The sequence below is a fragment of the Noviherbaspirillum agri genome (assembly GCF_054780595.1).
The window spans coordinates 275026-291293 of record NZ_BAAGWA010000001.1 but is presented as its reverse complement, the minus strand read 5'-3'; the positions used below and the strand labels follow the sequence as shown (position 1 = coordinate 291293).

Genomic DNA, 16268 nt, shown 5'->3' with positions numbered 1-16268 from the left:
CGCCTGAACGGCAGGCCGTAGCGGGTCGCGGCGATCAGGACTCGCTTGCCGCTTCAACGCGATTCCGCCCCCGGCTTTTTGCGAGATACAGCGCCTTGTCCGCCTTGTCGATGGATTCTTCCACGGAGCAGGATGCGCCGAGCGGAGCCACTCCGAACGAGGCGGTCACTGCCAGCGAGCGGCCGTCGTCGGTGTCGACCTCATTCGATGCAATTGCCTTGCGCAGGCGCTTGGCGAGATGGATTGCATCATTGACGGTGATGTTCGGCATGCAGAGAAGGAATTCCTCGCCGCCGTAACGATAGATGCGGTCGTAGGGACGAATCATCGACTCGATCATCCGGATGGCATAGGTGAGAACGGCGTCACCGGTCTGGTGGCCGTACCTGTCATTGACTTCCTTGAAGTAATCAAAATCGATCAGGGCGATCGCGCATTGCTGTGCGCCGCGCAGCACCAGCGAATGCTGGAGCCGCAGGTAGGACAGCATCGTCACGCGGTTGCGCGCGCCAGTGAGCGGGTCCCTGTTCTGCACCACGTCCAGCAGTTCCTGGCGCAGGGACTGCAACTGCAGCTTCATGCGGTCCCGCGCATTGGTGAATTCGTCGATTTCCTCGGGCAGGATGGGACTGTTCTCGACCATGCGGTGCAGCAGCTTCCCAGCCTTGCGATGCATCGCTTGATGCGCCTCGCCGAGCGCGACGAAGGACGGGTGCTCTTTCATGATCCATGTCTGCGCGGAGTCATACCATTCGCCGAACGCGCAGTGCCGGTATGCGTCGGGTGAAAGATCAACCGGATCCGGCGCGATGCGGGCGATGAAGGTACGCATCATGCCGTTGTGCCATTGCTCATGCTCGTCCAGCGCATGATCAATCTGCGCAATCGCGTTCAACAGCTGCTCGTTGGTGTAGCGGATCATGTCCGACTCGTTTCGCAGTAGCGGCAATCACCGGCCGCCCTGCTTACCCGACCTAGCAAATCATGCAGGCTGCATTCCTGCAATCCCCTTGCCGTCGATGATCTTGATATGGCGGCCTTGTACTTCAATCAGCCCCTGCTCGGAGAAGCTGTGCAGCAGGCGCGAGAAGGTTTCGCTGCTGATCCCCAGCTTGGAGGCAATCACTGTCTTGCTGGCGTTCAGCTCGACGGTATTGTTGGCCTGGTACGCACACTGGCGCAGCAGGTACCCGGCAAGCCGCTCGGTCGCGGTGTTGAGCGTTTGGCGCTTGGCGTCGTGCATCAGGTGATACAACTGATGGGCGACACAAGAGAGCAGGCGCTCGCTGAAGGCCGCGTTTTCATGCGCCAGTTCGAACAGCGTCTCCCTCGGCGTGAGCACGACCATCGCATCGGAGAGCACCTCCACGGAGGCAAGATGCTGCCGACCGAGAATCGCCTCGGGCATGCCGAAACAATTGTCATGTCCGAGGATCGCGATCGTCCTCTCCGCACCGTCCTTGCGATCGAAGTAGATCCGGACCTGCCCGTAGACCACCAGGTAGATACCCTTCGTCGGTTCGTCCTTCAGCACGATCTGCTTGCCGCTGCATGGCCGGAGAATGCGCGAGGACCGGACCACCACGTCAAGCTGGTCTGAGTCGAGCGTCCGGTACAACGATGTATTGGCAAGAATATTTTTCAGCAGGCGTGACTCGTTATGCGAAAGGGGAATCTCTGCTCTCATGTAATCGTCCGCGACAAGGTTGAAAAATTGATCAGCGAAGCCCTCTACCCGGCTTCGATGTTGCCCATTACTACCCGTTGTCGCATTTGCATTTTCCATGCCAAGCAGTGACCGACGCGATCTGCCATGCGAGCAAATCTGGCCTGATTGACGGATTGCGTGAGAGGCGGATCGCGTGCGGGGCAGGCGTAACAGGGCGTTACAGCAGGATCGGCGTCCCGCATAGGGCAAGGACACGCAGCGCCCTGCCGTGGCCAAGGAGGCCGTCATCATCGGTGCAGTCAGGCCGGCACTGCAGCACCTGATGTCTGCACTATCGAGCGCAAACCTCTCAATTCTGAGAAACCAAGTCTCCCAAGTTTGAGAAGGAATTGTGAGAGTTGGTCATTGAAAACAGTGAAGTTGAGGAAGTCACGGCGATCAGACTTCACCGGGTAAATCTCTTTCGGCAGTAATAGCCGCAAAATCTCCCTCGGAGCTTGTCGAACCACTGGATGCAGGCGACGAAGAGAATCCGTGAACATCGATCTCGTCGACGCTTGCTGCCAAATGTTTCTCCAGAGCATCAAAACCGGCAGTGAATCCGGAGCGCCAACGGATCGCATTGTCGCGTGACAATCGACTCAGCATTTGGATCGAACAAGCATCGGAAATGCCGGGAAATGCCGGGAAATGCTGTGAATGCTTTAGCGGGCAGCGTAAAAACAAAGCGACGCAGCTGAAGAATTGAGTGAAAAGCGCTTGCGCATGAGCGGCACGCAGAGCTCCGCATGGTTCACGATCGCCCCACGCAACAGCTTTTCACCACTCCTCAGGCTGCAAGCTTGTGCGGCGCGTAATGTGCTGCGATTCTGCCGATTGCCTGCAAGGCGCGCGCAATCCCTCGGGATGCAGATTCGCGCAGGCATTCTGCTTCGGCGGCGTTCAGCATCTGTTTGCGCAGTGCTTGCGCGGTCGCTTCGACGATGTCGCGCTGGGCGAGCCGCAACGCGCTGCGGTGCTTTTCCGCCTCGCTGAGGATTTGCTCATACAGGACAGTACGCGTACAGCTGGCCGATGCGGCCGCCAGCTGTCGTGCCTGGTATGCGAATGCCTGAACAATCAAATCGGTGTCAATGTGCGTCACACTTTTCATGAAAGGTCCTCGATGGGTGGACTTGCATGAGATATAACGCAACATACCCGCATTCGGTGGACAAGGTCACAATTGCTTACAAAGCTATCTGGCCGCTCGGCAAGCATTCGCCCTTTCGACAGCGGCCGCAACGGTGGGACGGGCCGCGATTCTTGCTGTTCGACATTGGCCGCGTCATACCGACTCCCGAGAAGGCGTTCTCGTCAAAACTCTTCCCAGTCGTCAGGCGCAGATGTCTTGACGACCTCAAGCCTTCTCTGCGTTCCCTGCGCTACGTGCGCCGCTTTGGAAGGACGTTCCATCTGCGTGACGGGCGCCTTGGCAGCGCGGGCATTCGAAATCGCTGTCACGGCCTGTTCGCGTGCGCGCTCCGCCGCATCCAGCTTGAAGAAGCCGACCGTCTCCGCCAGTTTGGCCGCCTGTTCCTGCATCGCCTCGGATGCGGCGGACGCCTGCTCGACGAGTGCCGCGTTCTGCTGTGTGACCTCGTCCATCTGCGCAACCGCATGATTGATCTGCTCGATGCCGGAAGTCTGCTCCTGGCTGGCTGCAGTAATTTCCGCCATGATGTCTGTCACACGCTTGACGCTGGTTACGATCTCGCGCATCGTCGCGCCGGCTTCGGCCACGAGCTTGCCGCCGGCATCGACCTTGACGGTGGAGTCCTCGATCAGCGCCTTGATTTCCTTTGCTGCGGCTGCCGAACGCTGGGCAAGATTGCGCACCTCGGATGCCACTACGGCAAAGCCGCGCCCCTGCTCGCCGGCACGGGCTGCTTCGACCGCGGCGTTCAGCGCCAGGATGTTGGTCTGGAAGGCAATGCCGTCGATCACGCCGATGATGTCGGTGATCTTGCTGGATGACTGGTTGATCTCCGCCATCGTGCCGACCACCCTTTCAATGACTTCCCCGCCCTTGGCCGCAACGCTCGAGGCGGTTTCCGCCATCGTGTTGGCTTGCCGCGCATTGTCCGCATTCTGCTTGACTGTCGATGTCAGCTCCTCCATCGAGGATGCAGTCTGCTGCAGGGAACTGGCCTGCTCTTCGGTGCGCGACGACAGGTCGAGGCTGCCGGCGGCCACCTGCGACGAGGCGGACGCAATCGTCTCCGTGCCGGAGCGCACCATGGCAACCGTACGGACCAGGCTTTCATTCATTGCCTTCAGGGCCTGCAGCAGTTGCCCCATTTCGTCGCGGCTGCGGATGTCGATGCGGCTGGTCAGGTCGCCGGAGGCCACGGTATTGGCGACACTCAGTGCCTGCGCGATCGGCCGCGTGATCGACACGGTAATGCGATAGCCGATGACGGCGGCAATGGACAGGATGGCCATGCCCAGCCCGATCATCATGTTGCGCGTATCGACATAGGTTTCAGCGGCAGACGCCGCAAATTCCTGCGCAAACTGTTTTTGCGTTTCGATCTGCTCATCGATCTGACTTTTGTATTCCGCCAGCACCGGGCGAAGCTGGTTAGTGAGGTATTCCCGCGCTTCTTCCGGTGTGCCGCTCTGGATCCGCTGCAGCAGCTCTTCTTGCCCCTTCAGGTACTTGGCGTCCGATTCGATCATCTTCTGCACCAGTGCCTGGGCCTTCGGAAAGCGAAGCGTGCGTTGAAGCAGGTCGAGATGTTCCTTGACCATGCGGCGGGACGAGATGATGTTGGCCATCTGCTTCTCGCGGTCAGCGCTGCTGTCATTGAGCATCATGTTGCGCAGTGCGATTGCGATGTCATTGATGCCGGTCTGTACGCCATGGACCGCTTCGATCTTCGGCATCCGGTCATTGACGATGAGCTCGGTCCCCTCATTGACGCGACTGAGGGTGCCGATACTGAAACCCAGCATCAGCACCAGAAACACGCAAATCACGCCAAACCCAAGCGCAAGCCGCGTACTGATTTTCAAGTTTGCGATAGTCATTCCTGCCTCCGTGGAATCTGTTCTTCATGAACACGATGGGCTCTTTTCTTTGGCCCTCTTTGCTTCGCCAGCAATGACATTACGATCCGACATTGCCTGATAGCAATTAGACGCAAGTTAGCATGTTTTGCCACCTTTAGAAGACGACCGGAGGAAGATGTCGGCAAGTTGTTGGGACTTGGAGACAGGAAGATGACACTTAGGCGAAATTGGTGTTGCACCGATTGCAACAAAACGGCCGCAGAGAAGCGAAATCGAAAGACATACTCCCAGCAGCCGACGACAAGTCCAGTTCGTGACGTGCTTCACTTCCGCATGAATGGTGAGCCAATGGAAATGCGTGAACCTGAAGACTGATTCGGGCTTTCAATCACTCAGGCTTGGAATGATGCGCATGCGATCTGCGACTGTCAGGCAGACAGGATGCCGCGGAACAGCGGACGGACAAACAGCTCGACGGCGTTATCGGCCGTGATATCGGGTACCCAGCGATCGAGAATGACCGACGCGTTGATCATGCTGCTGACCAGGAATGCCGCCACTGCCTGGTCCAGCGGACGAATGGACCCGTCCTGCATGCCGTCGACGAGAAAGCTGACGAAGCGCAGGCCGAGCTGGTTGATTGTCCTGAGCTTGTCCTCGCGGATATCGTCCGGCAGTTCGCTCCACGCCGACATGCGCAGCAAGGGGCCGCGCTCGGAGAACTGGTAGCGCACCAGTGCACGCGACACGGCGCACAGCTTGTCCCAGCCAGAGCCTTCACCGCTGCGCGCGATCATCTGCATGTGGCGCGTGACAGCGAAGGTGCGCTCGAAGCATTCCGAGATCAGGTCTTCCTTGTTCGGGTTATGGTGATAGAAGGAGCCCTTCGTCACATTCAGCCGCGCGGAGATGCGGTCGACCGACGCACCGCGATAGCCCTGCTCGTTGATGAGTGCCGTGGCCGCGCGCAGGAAGGCAGCCTGCGTACTGTCGCCAATCTCCGGCGCCTGCGCCAGCGCGTCGTCGAGCGGCGTGGACTGCCATAGTGAATCGCGCGCCGCAAATCCGCCGATGAGGATATCGCTCATGCGCGCCGCGACCAGTTCGCAATCGGCAGGATCGTAGCGGGAGCTCCATGTCATGGCGCTTACCGTCAGGGTCAGCAGCAGGTGACTGCGGGCATTCAGCGGCACGCGGTTTTCCGGCGTCACGTTCTCCCTCACCAGCAGGCGGCGTACGCGTCGGAACATATCCGTGTAAGCGGCGTAAATCACTTCCGCATGCGGACTGCCCAGAACCTGCACGTCGCGGAAAGTCATCATTGCCTGCGCCTCGTTCATCTGCGTCTTCGCCATGCGGACGAAGAACAGGCGGATGAACTCGCGGATGCGCTCTTCCGCAGACGGCGACTGCCCGGCGACAGAAATGATGTCGTTGATGATGTCGATGGAGCGAAGAAGGCAGGCGACCACCAGGTCTTCCTTCTTCTTGTAGTAGTAGGTGATGCTGTTGGTGCTCAGGCCGACACGCCCGGCCACGTCCGACAGTGTTGCGCCCTTGATGCCGTGCCGGTTGAACAGCTGCGCCGCCGCGTGAAGGATGGATTCGCGCTTCTTCACGTATCGCTGCGTCATGCGGCTGGACTGAACTGGCTGCTCCATGATGGCACTGGTGTGGGCGGTTGGAAGATGGGCGGGATTATACCGCCGCCGGAAAGTGCTTCTGTAGCGTGCCGCGTACCCGGCACGCCGCGGCGTTGCCCGGGAAGTTTGACGAGGGTTAAACAAGCACCGGGCCGGGATAGGTAGGCTCTGCATATTGGCCATTCAGGCAGCGCAAGCCACCCCGGCATGTCCGCCTGCATACTCACAGAACATCATGCAAAAAGTACTGATTCCTTATGACGGCTCCGACAGCGCACGGCGCGCCGTCCGCTATGCCGCCTCGCTCGCGAAGGACATTCCTTCGATGCAACTGGAACTGCTTTGCGTGCTCGATCCGGTCATGCACAAGACGCATCCGGATGTATCAATTGCCGATATCGAGCGCATTTATGCGGACGAGTCGGCGCGCATGCTGAAGCCTGCGAGGGACGTGCTGGAACAGGCGGGCCTGAACGGTGAGTATCATTGGCGCAGAGGGTCACCCGCCAATGAGATCGCGAAATATGTCCATGAAGCAGGCTGCAACGCGATCATCATGGGCACGCGCGGCCTCGGGCCTGTCGCTTCACTGATGATTGGCTCCGTCGCGCTCAAGGTGATCCACCTCGTCGATGTGCCGGTAACGCTCATCAAGTAATCCCCAGTCGTCCGCGGACCTTGCAGCCGGCAACTGCGATGCCCATCCACATGATGTTGTATCCTGCCGCGCAGCGTGACTGCCGATGCCGCACGTGCGTGCCGCAGATGAGACGGAAGCATCGGGGACTTGCGGGTGCATGAGGTACATGACGGGCGCGTGGCGGGCGTATCCCTGCCCCATTTCCGTTTTGCCACGTGGCGCGCGCCCGCGCCAATTTTTCCGTTTCACCTTCGTTCTACCCAAAGAGGAATTCCATGTCTGGCATTGTCGGCATCCTGCTCGCCTTGCTGCTGTTGATGTACCTCGCCTACCGCGGCTTCAGCGTGTTGTTGCTCGCACCGCTGCTGGCGATGCTTGCCGTACTGTTCGCCGGTGATGCGCCCCTTCTCGCGAGCTACACACAGGTCTTCATGAAGGCACTCGGCAGTTTTGTCGTGCTGTACTTTCCGCTGTTCCTGCTCGGCGCAATCTTTGGCAAGCTGGTGGAAGCGTCAGGCGGCGCCAATACGATTGCGCACTGGATCGTCGGGCGCCTCGGCAGCCAGCGGGCCATTCTGGCGATCGTGCTGGCCTGCGCGGTGCTCACCTATGGTGGCGTTTCCCTGTTTGTCGTGGCGTTCGCGGTCTATCCGGTCGCCGCGGCGCTGTTTCGCCAGGCCGCCATTCCGAAGCGGCTCATCCCGGCGACGATTGCGCTCGGTGCGTTCACCTTCACGATGACCGCATTGCCCGGCACGCCTGCGATCCAGAACGCAATTCCCATGCCGTACTTCAAGACGACGCCGTTTGCCGCCCCCGGGCTGGGCATCCTTGCCGGCCTCATCATGCTCGGATTTGGCATGGCGTGGCTTGCGCGTCGCGCGCGGCTGGCCGCGCATGCGGGAGAAGGCTACGGCCTCACAGAGGTCGCTCCGGAAAGCGATCCCGACATCCAGTTGCAGAAGTCGCTGCGCCCGCTGGCACAGGGAGAAGGCTATGACCTGATGGAAGTCGGTACTGACCACAGCAAGACGAAACCCGGCGCCATCGTTGCGCTGCTGCCGATTATCCTGGTTGTGGCGCTCAACTATGTATTTTCCGCGATCGTTTTCCCGTCCCTCAACACCAGCTATCTCGCGCTCCCACAATACGGCCCCACGTCGATCGACCAGGTGCTGGGCGTGTGGTCGATCATCGCAGCGCTGTTCCTGTCCATCCTCGTGCTGCTCGCACTGAACCTGCGCCGCCTTGCGGATGCGCGACGCACGCTGGACGACGGGGCAAGCGCGGCAGTCCTGCCGATCTTCAATACCGCATCTCTGGTCGGCTTCGGGGCGGTGATTTCCTCACTGACGGCATTCGGACTGATCCGCGACAGCGTGCTCGGTATTGCACCGGGCAATCCGCTCGTGTCCCTGGCGATTGCCGTCAATATACTGGCGGGCATCACCGGCTCGGCGTCCGGCGGCATGAGCATCGCCTTGCAGACCCTGGGCGCCACCTACGTCGATCTGGCGCGCAACGCCGGCATGTCCGCCGACCTGCTGCACCGGGTGACGACCATTGCCACCGGCGGCCTTGATTCACTCCCGCATAATGGCGCGGTTATTACCCTTCTCTCGATCTGCAAGCTTGATCACCGCCGGTCCTACCTCGACATTTTCATGGTGGCGGTGGCGGGCCCGATCGCCGCACTCGTGGCCGTGGTCATGCTGGGCACGATGTGGGGATCATTTTGAGTTGAAGCAATGGAACCAAAGGCTGCAAACGGCATTCCCACGGAATGACGTGCTCAGGCGGCGGCAGGCTCCGTTTTCTCTGTTTGCTTTGTTTGACACGAGGTCGCAACCAACGCAAACAATCGCAAAAGCATCCGGGGAGATTGCCGTGCCGAAGAGCGACATCATCAAGATCGACATCGCCCTGCAGGGAGGCGGCGCGCATGGCGCATTCACCTGGGGCGTGCTCGATCGCATCCTCGAAGACCCGCGCCTGCGCATCGACGGCATCAGCGGCACCAGCGCAGGGGCGATGAATGCGGTAGTACTGGCCGACGGCTTCTCGTGCGGCGGCGGCCCAGCAGGTGCGCAAAGGGCGCTGCACGACTTCTGGAAGGCGGTAAGCGATTCCACCCGCTTCAGCCCCCTGCAGCGCACCCTGCTCGACCGCCTGATGGGCCGCTGGTCGATGGACAACTCTCCCGGCTATCAGCTGTTCCAGGTCGCCGGCAACCTCATCTCCCCCTACGAATTCAATCCGCTCAACATCAACCCGCTGCGCGTACTGCTGGCGCGGCTGGTGGATTTCGACCGCGTCCGTGCGTGCAGCGAACTGAGCGTCTTCATCTCCGCCACGAACGTGCGCACCGGCAAGGCGCGCATCTTCCGCCGCCATGAACTGGATATAGACAAGGTGATGGCGTCCGCATGCCTGCCGCAACTGTTCCAGGCGGTGGAGATAGACGGCGAGGCCTACTGGGACGGCGGCTACATGGGCAATCCAGCCCTCTTTCCGCTGATCGACGAAACGGCCACGCACGACCTGATCATCATCCAGATCAATCCGATCGTGCGTGAAGAGTTGCCGCGCACTGCCGCGGAGATCATCAACCGGCTCAACGAAATCACGTTCAATGCCAGCCTGATGCGCGAGATCAGCTCCATTCTGCTTCTGAAGAAGCTCATCGACGAAGAAAACTTGGACCGCGTGTGCTACACCGACATGCGCCTGCACCATATCAGCGGGGACGAGGAGTTGCTGCGCCTGAGCGTATCGAGCAAGTTCAATGCGGAGTGGGCTTTTCTGAAGCACTTGCACGACATCGGCTACCGTGCCGCAGACAATTGGCTGGAAAAGAACTTCAGGTATCTCGGGCGCAAGTCCACGCTCGATATTTCGTCGATTTATTTCTCCGAGTCCGGCGAACACCTGCAGACGGAAGTGGCATCCGCGCTGGACAAGAAGTCGCAAGACAGGTAGCTCCCGGCCGGCTTGCGATTCAGTATTGCTGCATGCGGATGGCGTCCTTGCCGCACCTCTTCACTTCGTACATCAGGGCGTCGGCCAGCTCGAGTGCCTTCGCCGCGTTCTCCGGCGGCATACGGAAACTTGCGATTCCGATGCTGAAACCCACCGGCCAGGCGTGTCGGCACATTTCGGCATCCAGCGCGTCTTTCATGTATTCCGCGGCACGCAGCGCCGCATCGTCATCGGTCTCCCGCAGCAACACAGCAAATTCGTCACCACCGAGGCGGCCTACGGCGTCCACCGCCCGCAACTGTGCCCCGGCCACACGCCCTATCGCTGCCAGCAATTGATCGCCCACGTGGTGTCCCAACGTATCGTTGACCGTCTTGAAGTTGTCGCAGTCGAGGTAAACGATGGCAAACGCATGCTGGTAGCGTCGGCTGCGTTCGATTTCGGCATCGAGCTGTTCGACGAATCCGCGCTTGTTCAGGCATCCCGTCAGTGCATCGGAGCGGGCCTGATGCGTAATGAACTCATAGGAACTGCGCAGCTGCGACTGCATGTATATCAGCAGCAGCGTCGCGGTGAAATCACTGCCGAGGTCGAGATAGCGATACAGCGGATTGGCAACCGGCGGTGCAAGATAAGTCATTGCCAGTCCGGTAAACGCTGTTATCAGTACGGCGAAGAACACGCCCCAGCGGTAGCTGGCAAACCAGGTAACAAAGAGCACCGGGATGATGTGCAGGACGAAAAGGCTGACCTCGAAGCCGACCAGCGAATCCATTGCGCCAACGAGTGCGACCCCGAGGAAGCCAAGGAAGATTGCGCGTTGTTTAGTGATCGAAATGAACATGTCACCGTTGCTGTCTTGGTATGAGTGCGGCGCTGTCGAGCGTTCTCGCGAGAGTGGCTCTGCCGGCTCAAGCATCTCCGTCCGTATTGCGGCGCGTATGCTGACGGCGGCGCCAGCGGCTTCGGCTGTGCATCTTCCACAATGTATCAACGGTGAAGTATCCGACGACCGCGGCGGTCACGGCCAGCAATATCAGCCCGGTCGCCAGCGGGAAACCAACGGTCTGCACCCAGTCCACCAGCTTCGGAAACCAGCCGGTGATCTCGCCCTGCTGCACCAATACCGCCTGCTGGATATCGGCGTCGACCTCCGCCTCCGGCAGGACCGGCTCCCTGCCGGTGACGATATCCCCCAAACGGTAGGCCAGATAGTAGAGCGGTGGAAAGGTCAGCGGATTGGACACCAAGGTGGAAAATGCAGCGACCGGCAGGTTCACCCGCAATATGATCGCCGCAAAGGCGGCAAGCAGGATCTGCGCGAACGGCACGAGGATGCCGAAAAACAAGCCAATAGCAACGCCGCCCGCCACGCCACGCCGGTTGAACTGCCAGAGGAAGTGATGGTGCAGGTAGTGCGCAAATGGCCTGAGGAAACGCTGATCCTTCAGCGCCTGCGGCGTCGGAAAGCGTTGTAAAAACCGTCTGCCTCGCATGGAAGAGCCCTTGAAGCGCTGAACTTGACGTTCCTGCCGGACGTGAAGCTGCCAAGCATTTCTTTTTTGCAACATATCGGTGCAGTAAACGGCCCACCATGCCGGTTGCCTCCTGCATCCCGCTTATCAAATGACAGATATCTCAGCCCTAAGGTTCTCGCGACCGGTTCAAGCCATGGCGTTTCCTGCCTCACCGCTGAGTGGCGATCGTGTTTCCTGCGATTTTGGCGCGACGGGGCCTCTCGAAAACACCGGTATCGTTGCTCGCCCAAAGGGGATTTGTGACAAAAACGCACAAATAAAGTGACTATATGCGCGACTCAGCGACTTTTTGATCGCATATACTTCAGTCAATTTTTCATCTTTGATGGGGTCATTGTGGCAGTCCAGGCAATCGTGTTCGACGCATACGGGACACTGTTCGACGTGTACTCCATTGCCCGCCTGGCAGAAAAGCTTTTCCCCGGCAAAGGTGAGGCGCTGGCGGCGCTGTGGCGGGACAAGCAGATCGAATACACGCATCTGCGCACGCTGTGCTCGATGTACAAGCCGTTCTGGGAAGTGACGCAGGATGCACTGGTCTTCAGTTGCCGCAAGCTCGGCCTGGACCTCGACCTCGACGCGCAGCAGGCGCTGATGTCGCAGTATGCAAAACTCCAGCCGTTCCCGGAATCGCTGGAAGTGCTGCAACAGCTGCAGGAAAAAGGATTCCGCCTGGCGCTTCTGTCGAACGGCAATCCGCAGATGCTGGAAGCTGTCGTGAAGGCTGCCGGCATGCAGCCGCTGCTGAGCCACCTGCTGTCCGTGGACAGCGTGAAGAAATTCAAGACCGCGCCGGAGGCCTACCAGATGGCCACCGACCTGTTCGGCGTCGCGGCGAAGAACATCCTGTTCGTGTCCAGCAATTGCTGGGACGTGTGCGGTGCAAGCTGGTTCGGCTACCGGACCTTCTGGGTCAACCGTAACGACGCGCCGCTGGAGGAGCTCGGCGTGACGCCGAACGGGCAAGGCAGTTCGCTCGCCGACCTGCTCGCGTTTGCGGAGAAGGAACGCGACGCTGCATGAGCATCAACAATGAGCGCCACGCAACACGGGATTCAGGCGCACCGGATCTGAAGTTTGTTTTACCTGTTTTTGGTTGATTTTCATTTTTTGTCTTAACTTTCCAAGGGGGGATCCATTCCATGACTGAACGCACTGCCTGCCATCGACTTCAAGTCGCCACCAACCTTTACCGCTTCATCGAAGACAAGGTACTGCCCGGCACCGGCATCGACAGCGCCAGCTTCTGGAAAGGCTTCGACGCCGTCGCTCACGACCTCGCTCCCAAGAACGCCGCCCTGCTGGCCGAGCGCGACCGCCTGCAGGCGGAGCTGGACAAATGGCATCGCACCCATCCGGGCCCGATCCGCGACATGGCGGCCTACAAGCAGTTCCTGCAATCGATCGGCTACCTGCTGCCGGCTCCGGGCGACGTCAAGGCGACCACTGCCAACGTCGACGCAGAACTCGCACTGCAGGCCGGCCCGCAGCTCGTGGTGCCGATCCTCAACGCACGCTATGCACTGAACGCCGCCAATGCACGCTGGGGCTCGCTGTATGACGCGCTGTACGGCACCGACGTGCTGCCGGAAACCAACGGCGCGACCAAGGTCGGCCCGAACGGCGAAAGCTACAACCCGAAGCGCGGCGCCAAGGTCATTGAATACGCACGCTACGTGCTCGACCGCACCGCACCGCTGGCCAAGGGCTCGCATATCGACTCCACCGCCTACCAGGTCGTTGACGGCAAACTGGTCGTCACCCTGAAGGACGGCACCAAGAGCGGCCTCGAAGATGAAAAGAAATTCATCGGTTACCAGGGCCAGGCCGACGCTCCGTCGTCCGTGCTGCTGAAGAATCACGGCCTTCACCTCGACATCCAGATCGACCGCAGCACCAAGATCGGCAGCGCCGATCCGGCCGGCGTGTCCGACCTCGTCGTCGAAGCCGCCCTGTCGACGATTCTCGACCTCGAAGATTCCGTCGCCGCAGTGGACGCGGAAGACAAGGTCCTCGCCTACAGCAACTGGCTGGGCATCCTGCAAGGCACGCTGGTGGAAACAGTGTCCAAGGGCGGCAAGACCTTCGACCGCACGCTGAATGCGGACCGCAAATACAACGCCGGTGTCGGCGCGACCGATGCCAAGGATGGCACTGTCACGATGCACGGCCGCTCGCTGCTGTTCGTGCGTAACGTCGGCCACCTGATGACCAACCCAGCCATCCTGCTCGAAGGCGGCAAGGAAATCCCGGAAGGCATCATGGATGCGATGATCACCGTCGCGATCTCGATGCATGACATCAAGCGCAAGCCGGGCCAAACCATTGGCAACTCGCGTACCGGTTCCGTCTACATCGTGAAGCCGAAGATGCACGGTCCGACGGAAGTTGCGTTCGCCTGCGAACTGTTCACCCGCGTCGAAGCAGTGCTCGGCCTGCCGGCCAACACCGTCAAGCTCGGCATCATGGACGAAGAGCGCCGCACCAGCGTCAATCTCAAGGCCTGCATCAAGGAAGCTGCGGCACGCGTCGCCTTCATCAACACCGGCTTCCTCGACCGCACCGGCGACGAGATGCACACGGCTATGCAAGCCGGCCCGATGATGCGCAAGGGTGACATGAAGACCAGCGCCTGGCTCCAAGCCTACGAGCGTAGCAACGTGCTGACCGGCCTGTCCTGCGGCCTGCGCGGCCGTGCGCAGATCGGCAAGGGCATGTGGGCCATGCCGGACCTGATGGCTGCGATGATGGAACAGAAGATCGTCCATCCACGCGCCGGCGCCAACACCGCATGGGTGCCGTCGCCGACTGCCGCAACGCTGCATGCCATGCACTACCACCAGGTCGACGTGTTCGAAGTACAGAAGGAACTGGAAAAGATCGACGCCAATGCAGAGATTCCGCGCCTGCTCGACGAGCTGCTGCAGATTCCGGTAGTTGCCGAGCGCAAGTGGTCCAAGGCCGACATCCAGCAAGAGCTGGACAACAACTGCCAAGGCATCCTCGGCTACGTGGTGCGCTGGGTCGACCAGGGCGTCGGCTGCTCCAAGGTACCGGACATCCACAACGTTGGCCTGATGGAAGACCGCGCCACGCTGCGCATCTCCAGCCAGCACATCGCCAACTGGCTGCTGCACGGTGTCGCCACCGAAGCGCAAGTCACCGAAACGCTGCAGCGCATGGCCAAGGTGGTTGACCAGCAGAATGCCGGCGACCCGCTGTACAAACCGATGGCGCCGAACTTTGAAGCGTCCTATGCGTACCGCGCTGCACGCGACCTGATCTTCAAGGGTGTCGAGCAGCCCAGCGGCTACACCGAGCCGTTGCTGCACGCATGGCGCCTGAAGGTCAAGGCACAGGCCTGAATGACGTGATCGGCCTAGGCCGTGTTTGACGAGCTACTGCGCGGCCCGGATTGATGTCTGCGGTGCTCGGCGTACCAGTCGTACGCGTGCGCTCCTCGACACCACTCCGAACCGCTCGCGACACTTGTCAAACACAGCCTGGCGCCGGACTCCTTTCCGGAACACGTCAGGCTCGCCTCGCCAGCCAGGAAGCGCTGATAAAAAAATCCCCTGCAAACCTTCCGGTTGCAGGGGATTTTTGTTTGTGCAGCGTTATCGCCGCATGCTTACGAGCGTTGCGAACGTTGCGAGCGCCTTACGCAGCTTCAGCTGCCGACAGCGTGTTCTGCTGCTGCCCTGCGCGCTTGGTGATGTAACGACGCAGGATAGCCTGCTCCACCTTCACGCGGTCGTTCGGACGGCAGGTGTAACGCAGCGACAAAATCGCCTCCTTTGGACTATTGAGCTGCAGGATGACGCGCGGCGTCGCCGAGGGCAAGTCCATCAGCTCGCGTGTCTCGATCAATTTCAGGTGCGTGTCCGCCTCCGCCAGCCAGGGTTTGCAGACTTCATTCGCGGCACAGAGCAAGATCTCCTCCAGTGCAATCAAGTCGTCGTTCGCATCCGCGCTGACCTTCAGCAGGTTCACCACAAAGGCACCGGTTGCGGTCAGGTTGCGCACCGGCTTGACCAGTAGCAGCGCGTGCGGCATTGCGACCGTGCGGCTGGTCATCTGGCTGCCGTCCTGCGCTTCGGACAAGGTGGTCGCCAGCAGGTCGGTGTCGATCACCCGGCCGGAAATTCCGTCGATTTCGATGAAGTCGCCCACACGGTAGAGCCGCGACACCGTGAGGAATGCGGTGCCGAGCAGGTTCGACAGGAATTCCTTGCTGACGATGAGCATTGCACCCGCAACCGCGGCCAGCGACAGTGCCGCACCAGCGATCTTCGACGCCCAGATCGTGCCGATGACGATCAGTGAAGCAAGCAGGACCAGATTCTTCAGCAGCACGAAGTTGCCGCGCCGGTGAGAGAGCTCAGCCCCGGGCATCGGTGTCACTGCAGCGCGGCGCTGAATGATTTTCAGCAGCAGCATCGTGACAATGATGGCAATGATGGTGGCGAAGATGCGCCCCATCTCCGAATGCGTAAATGCATTGAGTTCGTTGATCAGCATGTGGTGTTTTTATCTTCCTTCAGTGGCAAAGAGCCGGCTTGGATGGCTCGAATGATAATTGCGTGTTGACTAAACAGACAAGGGATCTGCCGCGCATGTCAGGTTTCGGCGTGCTCGATCTATACAGCGGCTGAATGCTTTGCACTACTGGCATCACGCGTTGCCCGACGTTTCACGGCAATTTTTCCGCCCCGGCAATCCATGTATGAACAGCTGAAAGCCAT

13 protein-coding genes are annotated in these 16268 nt (G+C 60.1%); 5 read left to right on the top strand and 8 right to left on the bottom strand.

From position 1 onward, the window contains the following. Positions 1-34 precede the first annotated feature (34 nt). From ACYVIA_RS01160 to ACYVIA_RS01140, 5 genes are all read right to left on the bottom strand, one after another. Complete coding sequence (locus ACYVIA_RS01160; RefSeq protein ID WP_460837073.1) at positions 35-922, bottom strand: diguanylate cyclase; 888 nt, start codon at positions 920-922, stop codon at positions 35-37. Between the two features lie 60 nt (positions 923-982). Continuing rightward, positions 983-1687 (bottom strand): Crp/Fnr family transcriptional regulator, encoded by a 705-nt coding sequence (locus ACYVIA_RS01155; protein WP_460837071.1) that lies wholly within the window; start codon positions 1685-1687, stop codon positions 983-985. A gap of 811 nt (positions 1688-2498) precedes the next feature. Further along, on the bottom strand, positions 2499-2822 hold the full coding sequence (locus ACYVIA_RS01150; RefSeq protein ID WP_460837069.1) for a hypothetical protein: 324 nt from the start codon (positions 2820-2822) through the stop codon (positions 2499-2501). Positions 2823-3025: 203 nt separating this feature from the next. Then, the gene (locus ACYVIA_RS01145; protein ID WP_460837068.1) at positions 3026-4741 is read right to left on the bottom strand and encodes a methyl-accepting chemotaxis protein; all 1716 of its coding nucleotides are present in this window, start codon (positions 4739-4741) and stop codon (positions 3026-3028) included. A gap of 410 nt (positions 4742-5151) precedes the next feature. After that, a complete protein-coding gene (locus tag ACYVIA_RS01140; RefSeq protein ID WP_460837066.1) occupies positions 5152-6384 on the bottom strand; it encodes a TetR/AcrR family transcriptional regulator in 1233 nt (410 codons plus the stop codon). Positions 6385-6601: 217 nt separating this feature from the next. Here ACYVIA_RS01140 and ACYVIA_RS01135 point away from each other — a divergent pair, with 217 nt between their 5' ends. The 3 genes from ACYVIA_RS01135 to ACYVIA_RS01125 all read left to right on the top strand — a co-directional run bounded on the left by ACYVIA_RS01135 (position 6602) and on the right by ACYVIA_RS01125 (position 9985). Then, positions 6602-7024, top strand: coding sequence for a universal stress protein (locus tag ACYVIA_RS01135; RefSeq protein ID WP_460837063.1), 423 nt, complete (start codon positions 6602-6604; stop codon positions 7022-7024). Positions 7025-7281: 257 nt separating this feature from the next. Next, positions 7282-8745, top strand: a complete 1464-nt coding sequence (locus tag ACYVIA_RS01130) for a GntP family permease (RefSeq protein ID WP_460837061.1) — start codon at positions 7282-7284, stop codon at positions 8743-8745. Positions 8746-8893: 148 nt separating this feature from the next. After that, positions 8894-9985 (top strand): patatin-like phospholipase family protein, encoded by a 1092-nt coding sequence (locus ACYVIA_RS01125; protein ID WP_460837059.1) that lies wholly within the window; start codon positions 8894-8896, stop codon positions 9983-9985. Positions 9986-10004: 19 nt separating this feature from the next. On the opposite strand, the gene ACYVIA_RS01120 is transcribed toward ACYVIA_RS01125, so the two are convergent. Next, positions 10005-10829, bottom strand: coding sequence for a GGDEF domain-containing protein (locus tag ACYVIA_RS01120; RefSeq protein ID WP_460837058.1), 825 nt, complete (start codon positions 10827-10829; stop codon positions 10005-10007). A 67-nt stretch (positions 10830-10896) separates the two neighbouring features. After that, the gene (locus ACYVIA_RS01115) at positions 10897-11481 is read right to left on the bottom strand and encodes a DUF2062 domain-containing protein (RefSeq protein WP_460837056.1); all 585 of its coding nucleotides are present in this window, start codon (positions 11479-11481) and stop codon (positions 10897-10899) included. A 375-nt stretch (positions 11482-11856) separates the two neighbouring features. Between ACYVIA_RS01115 and ACYVIA_RS01110 the strand changes: the two genes are divergently transcribed. Together ACYVIA_RS01110 and ACYVIA_RS01105 are read left to right on the top strand one after the other, a co-directional pair. Next, a complete protein-coding gene (locus ACYVIA_RS01110; RefSeq protein ID WP_460837623.1) occupies positions 11857-12546 on the top strand; it encodes a haloacid dehalogenase type II in 690 nt (229 codons plus the stop codon). A 119-nt stretch (positions 12547-12665) separates the two neighbouring features. Beyond that, positions 12666-14888: a malate synthase G gene (locus ACYVIA_RS01105; RefSeq protein WP_460837053.1), complete on the top strand. Its 2223-nt coding sequence runs from the start codon at positions 12666-12668 to the stop codon at positions 14886-14888. 295 nt (positions 14889-15183) lie between these two features. Here ACYVIA_RS01105 and ACYVIA_RS01100 read toward each other — a convergent pair whose 3' ends face one another. Further along, positions 15184-16044: a mechanosensitive ion channel domain-containing protein gene (locus tag ACYVIA_RS01100; RefSeq protein WP_460837052.1), complete on the bottom strand. Its 861-nt coding sequence runs from the start codon at positions 16042-16044 to the stop codon at positions 15184-15186. Positions 16045-16268: the final 224 nt, after the last annotated feature.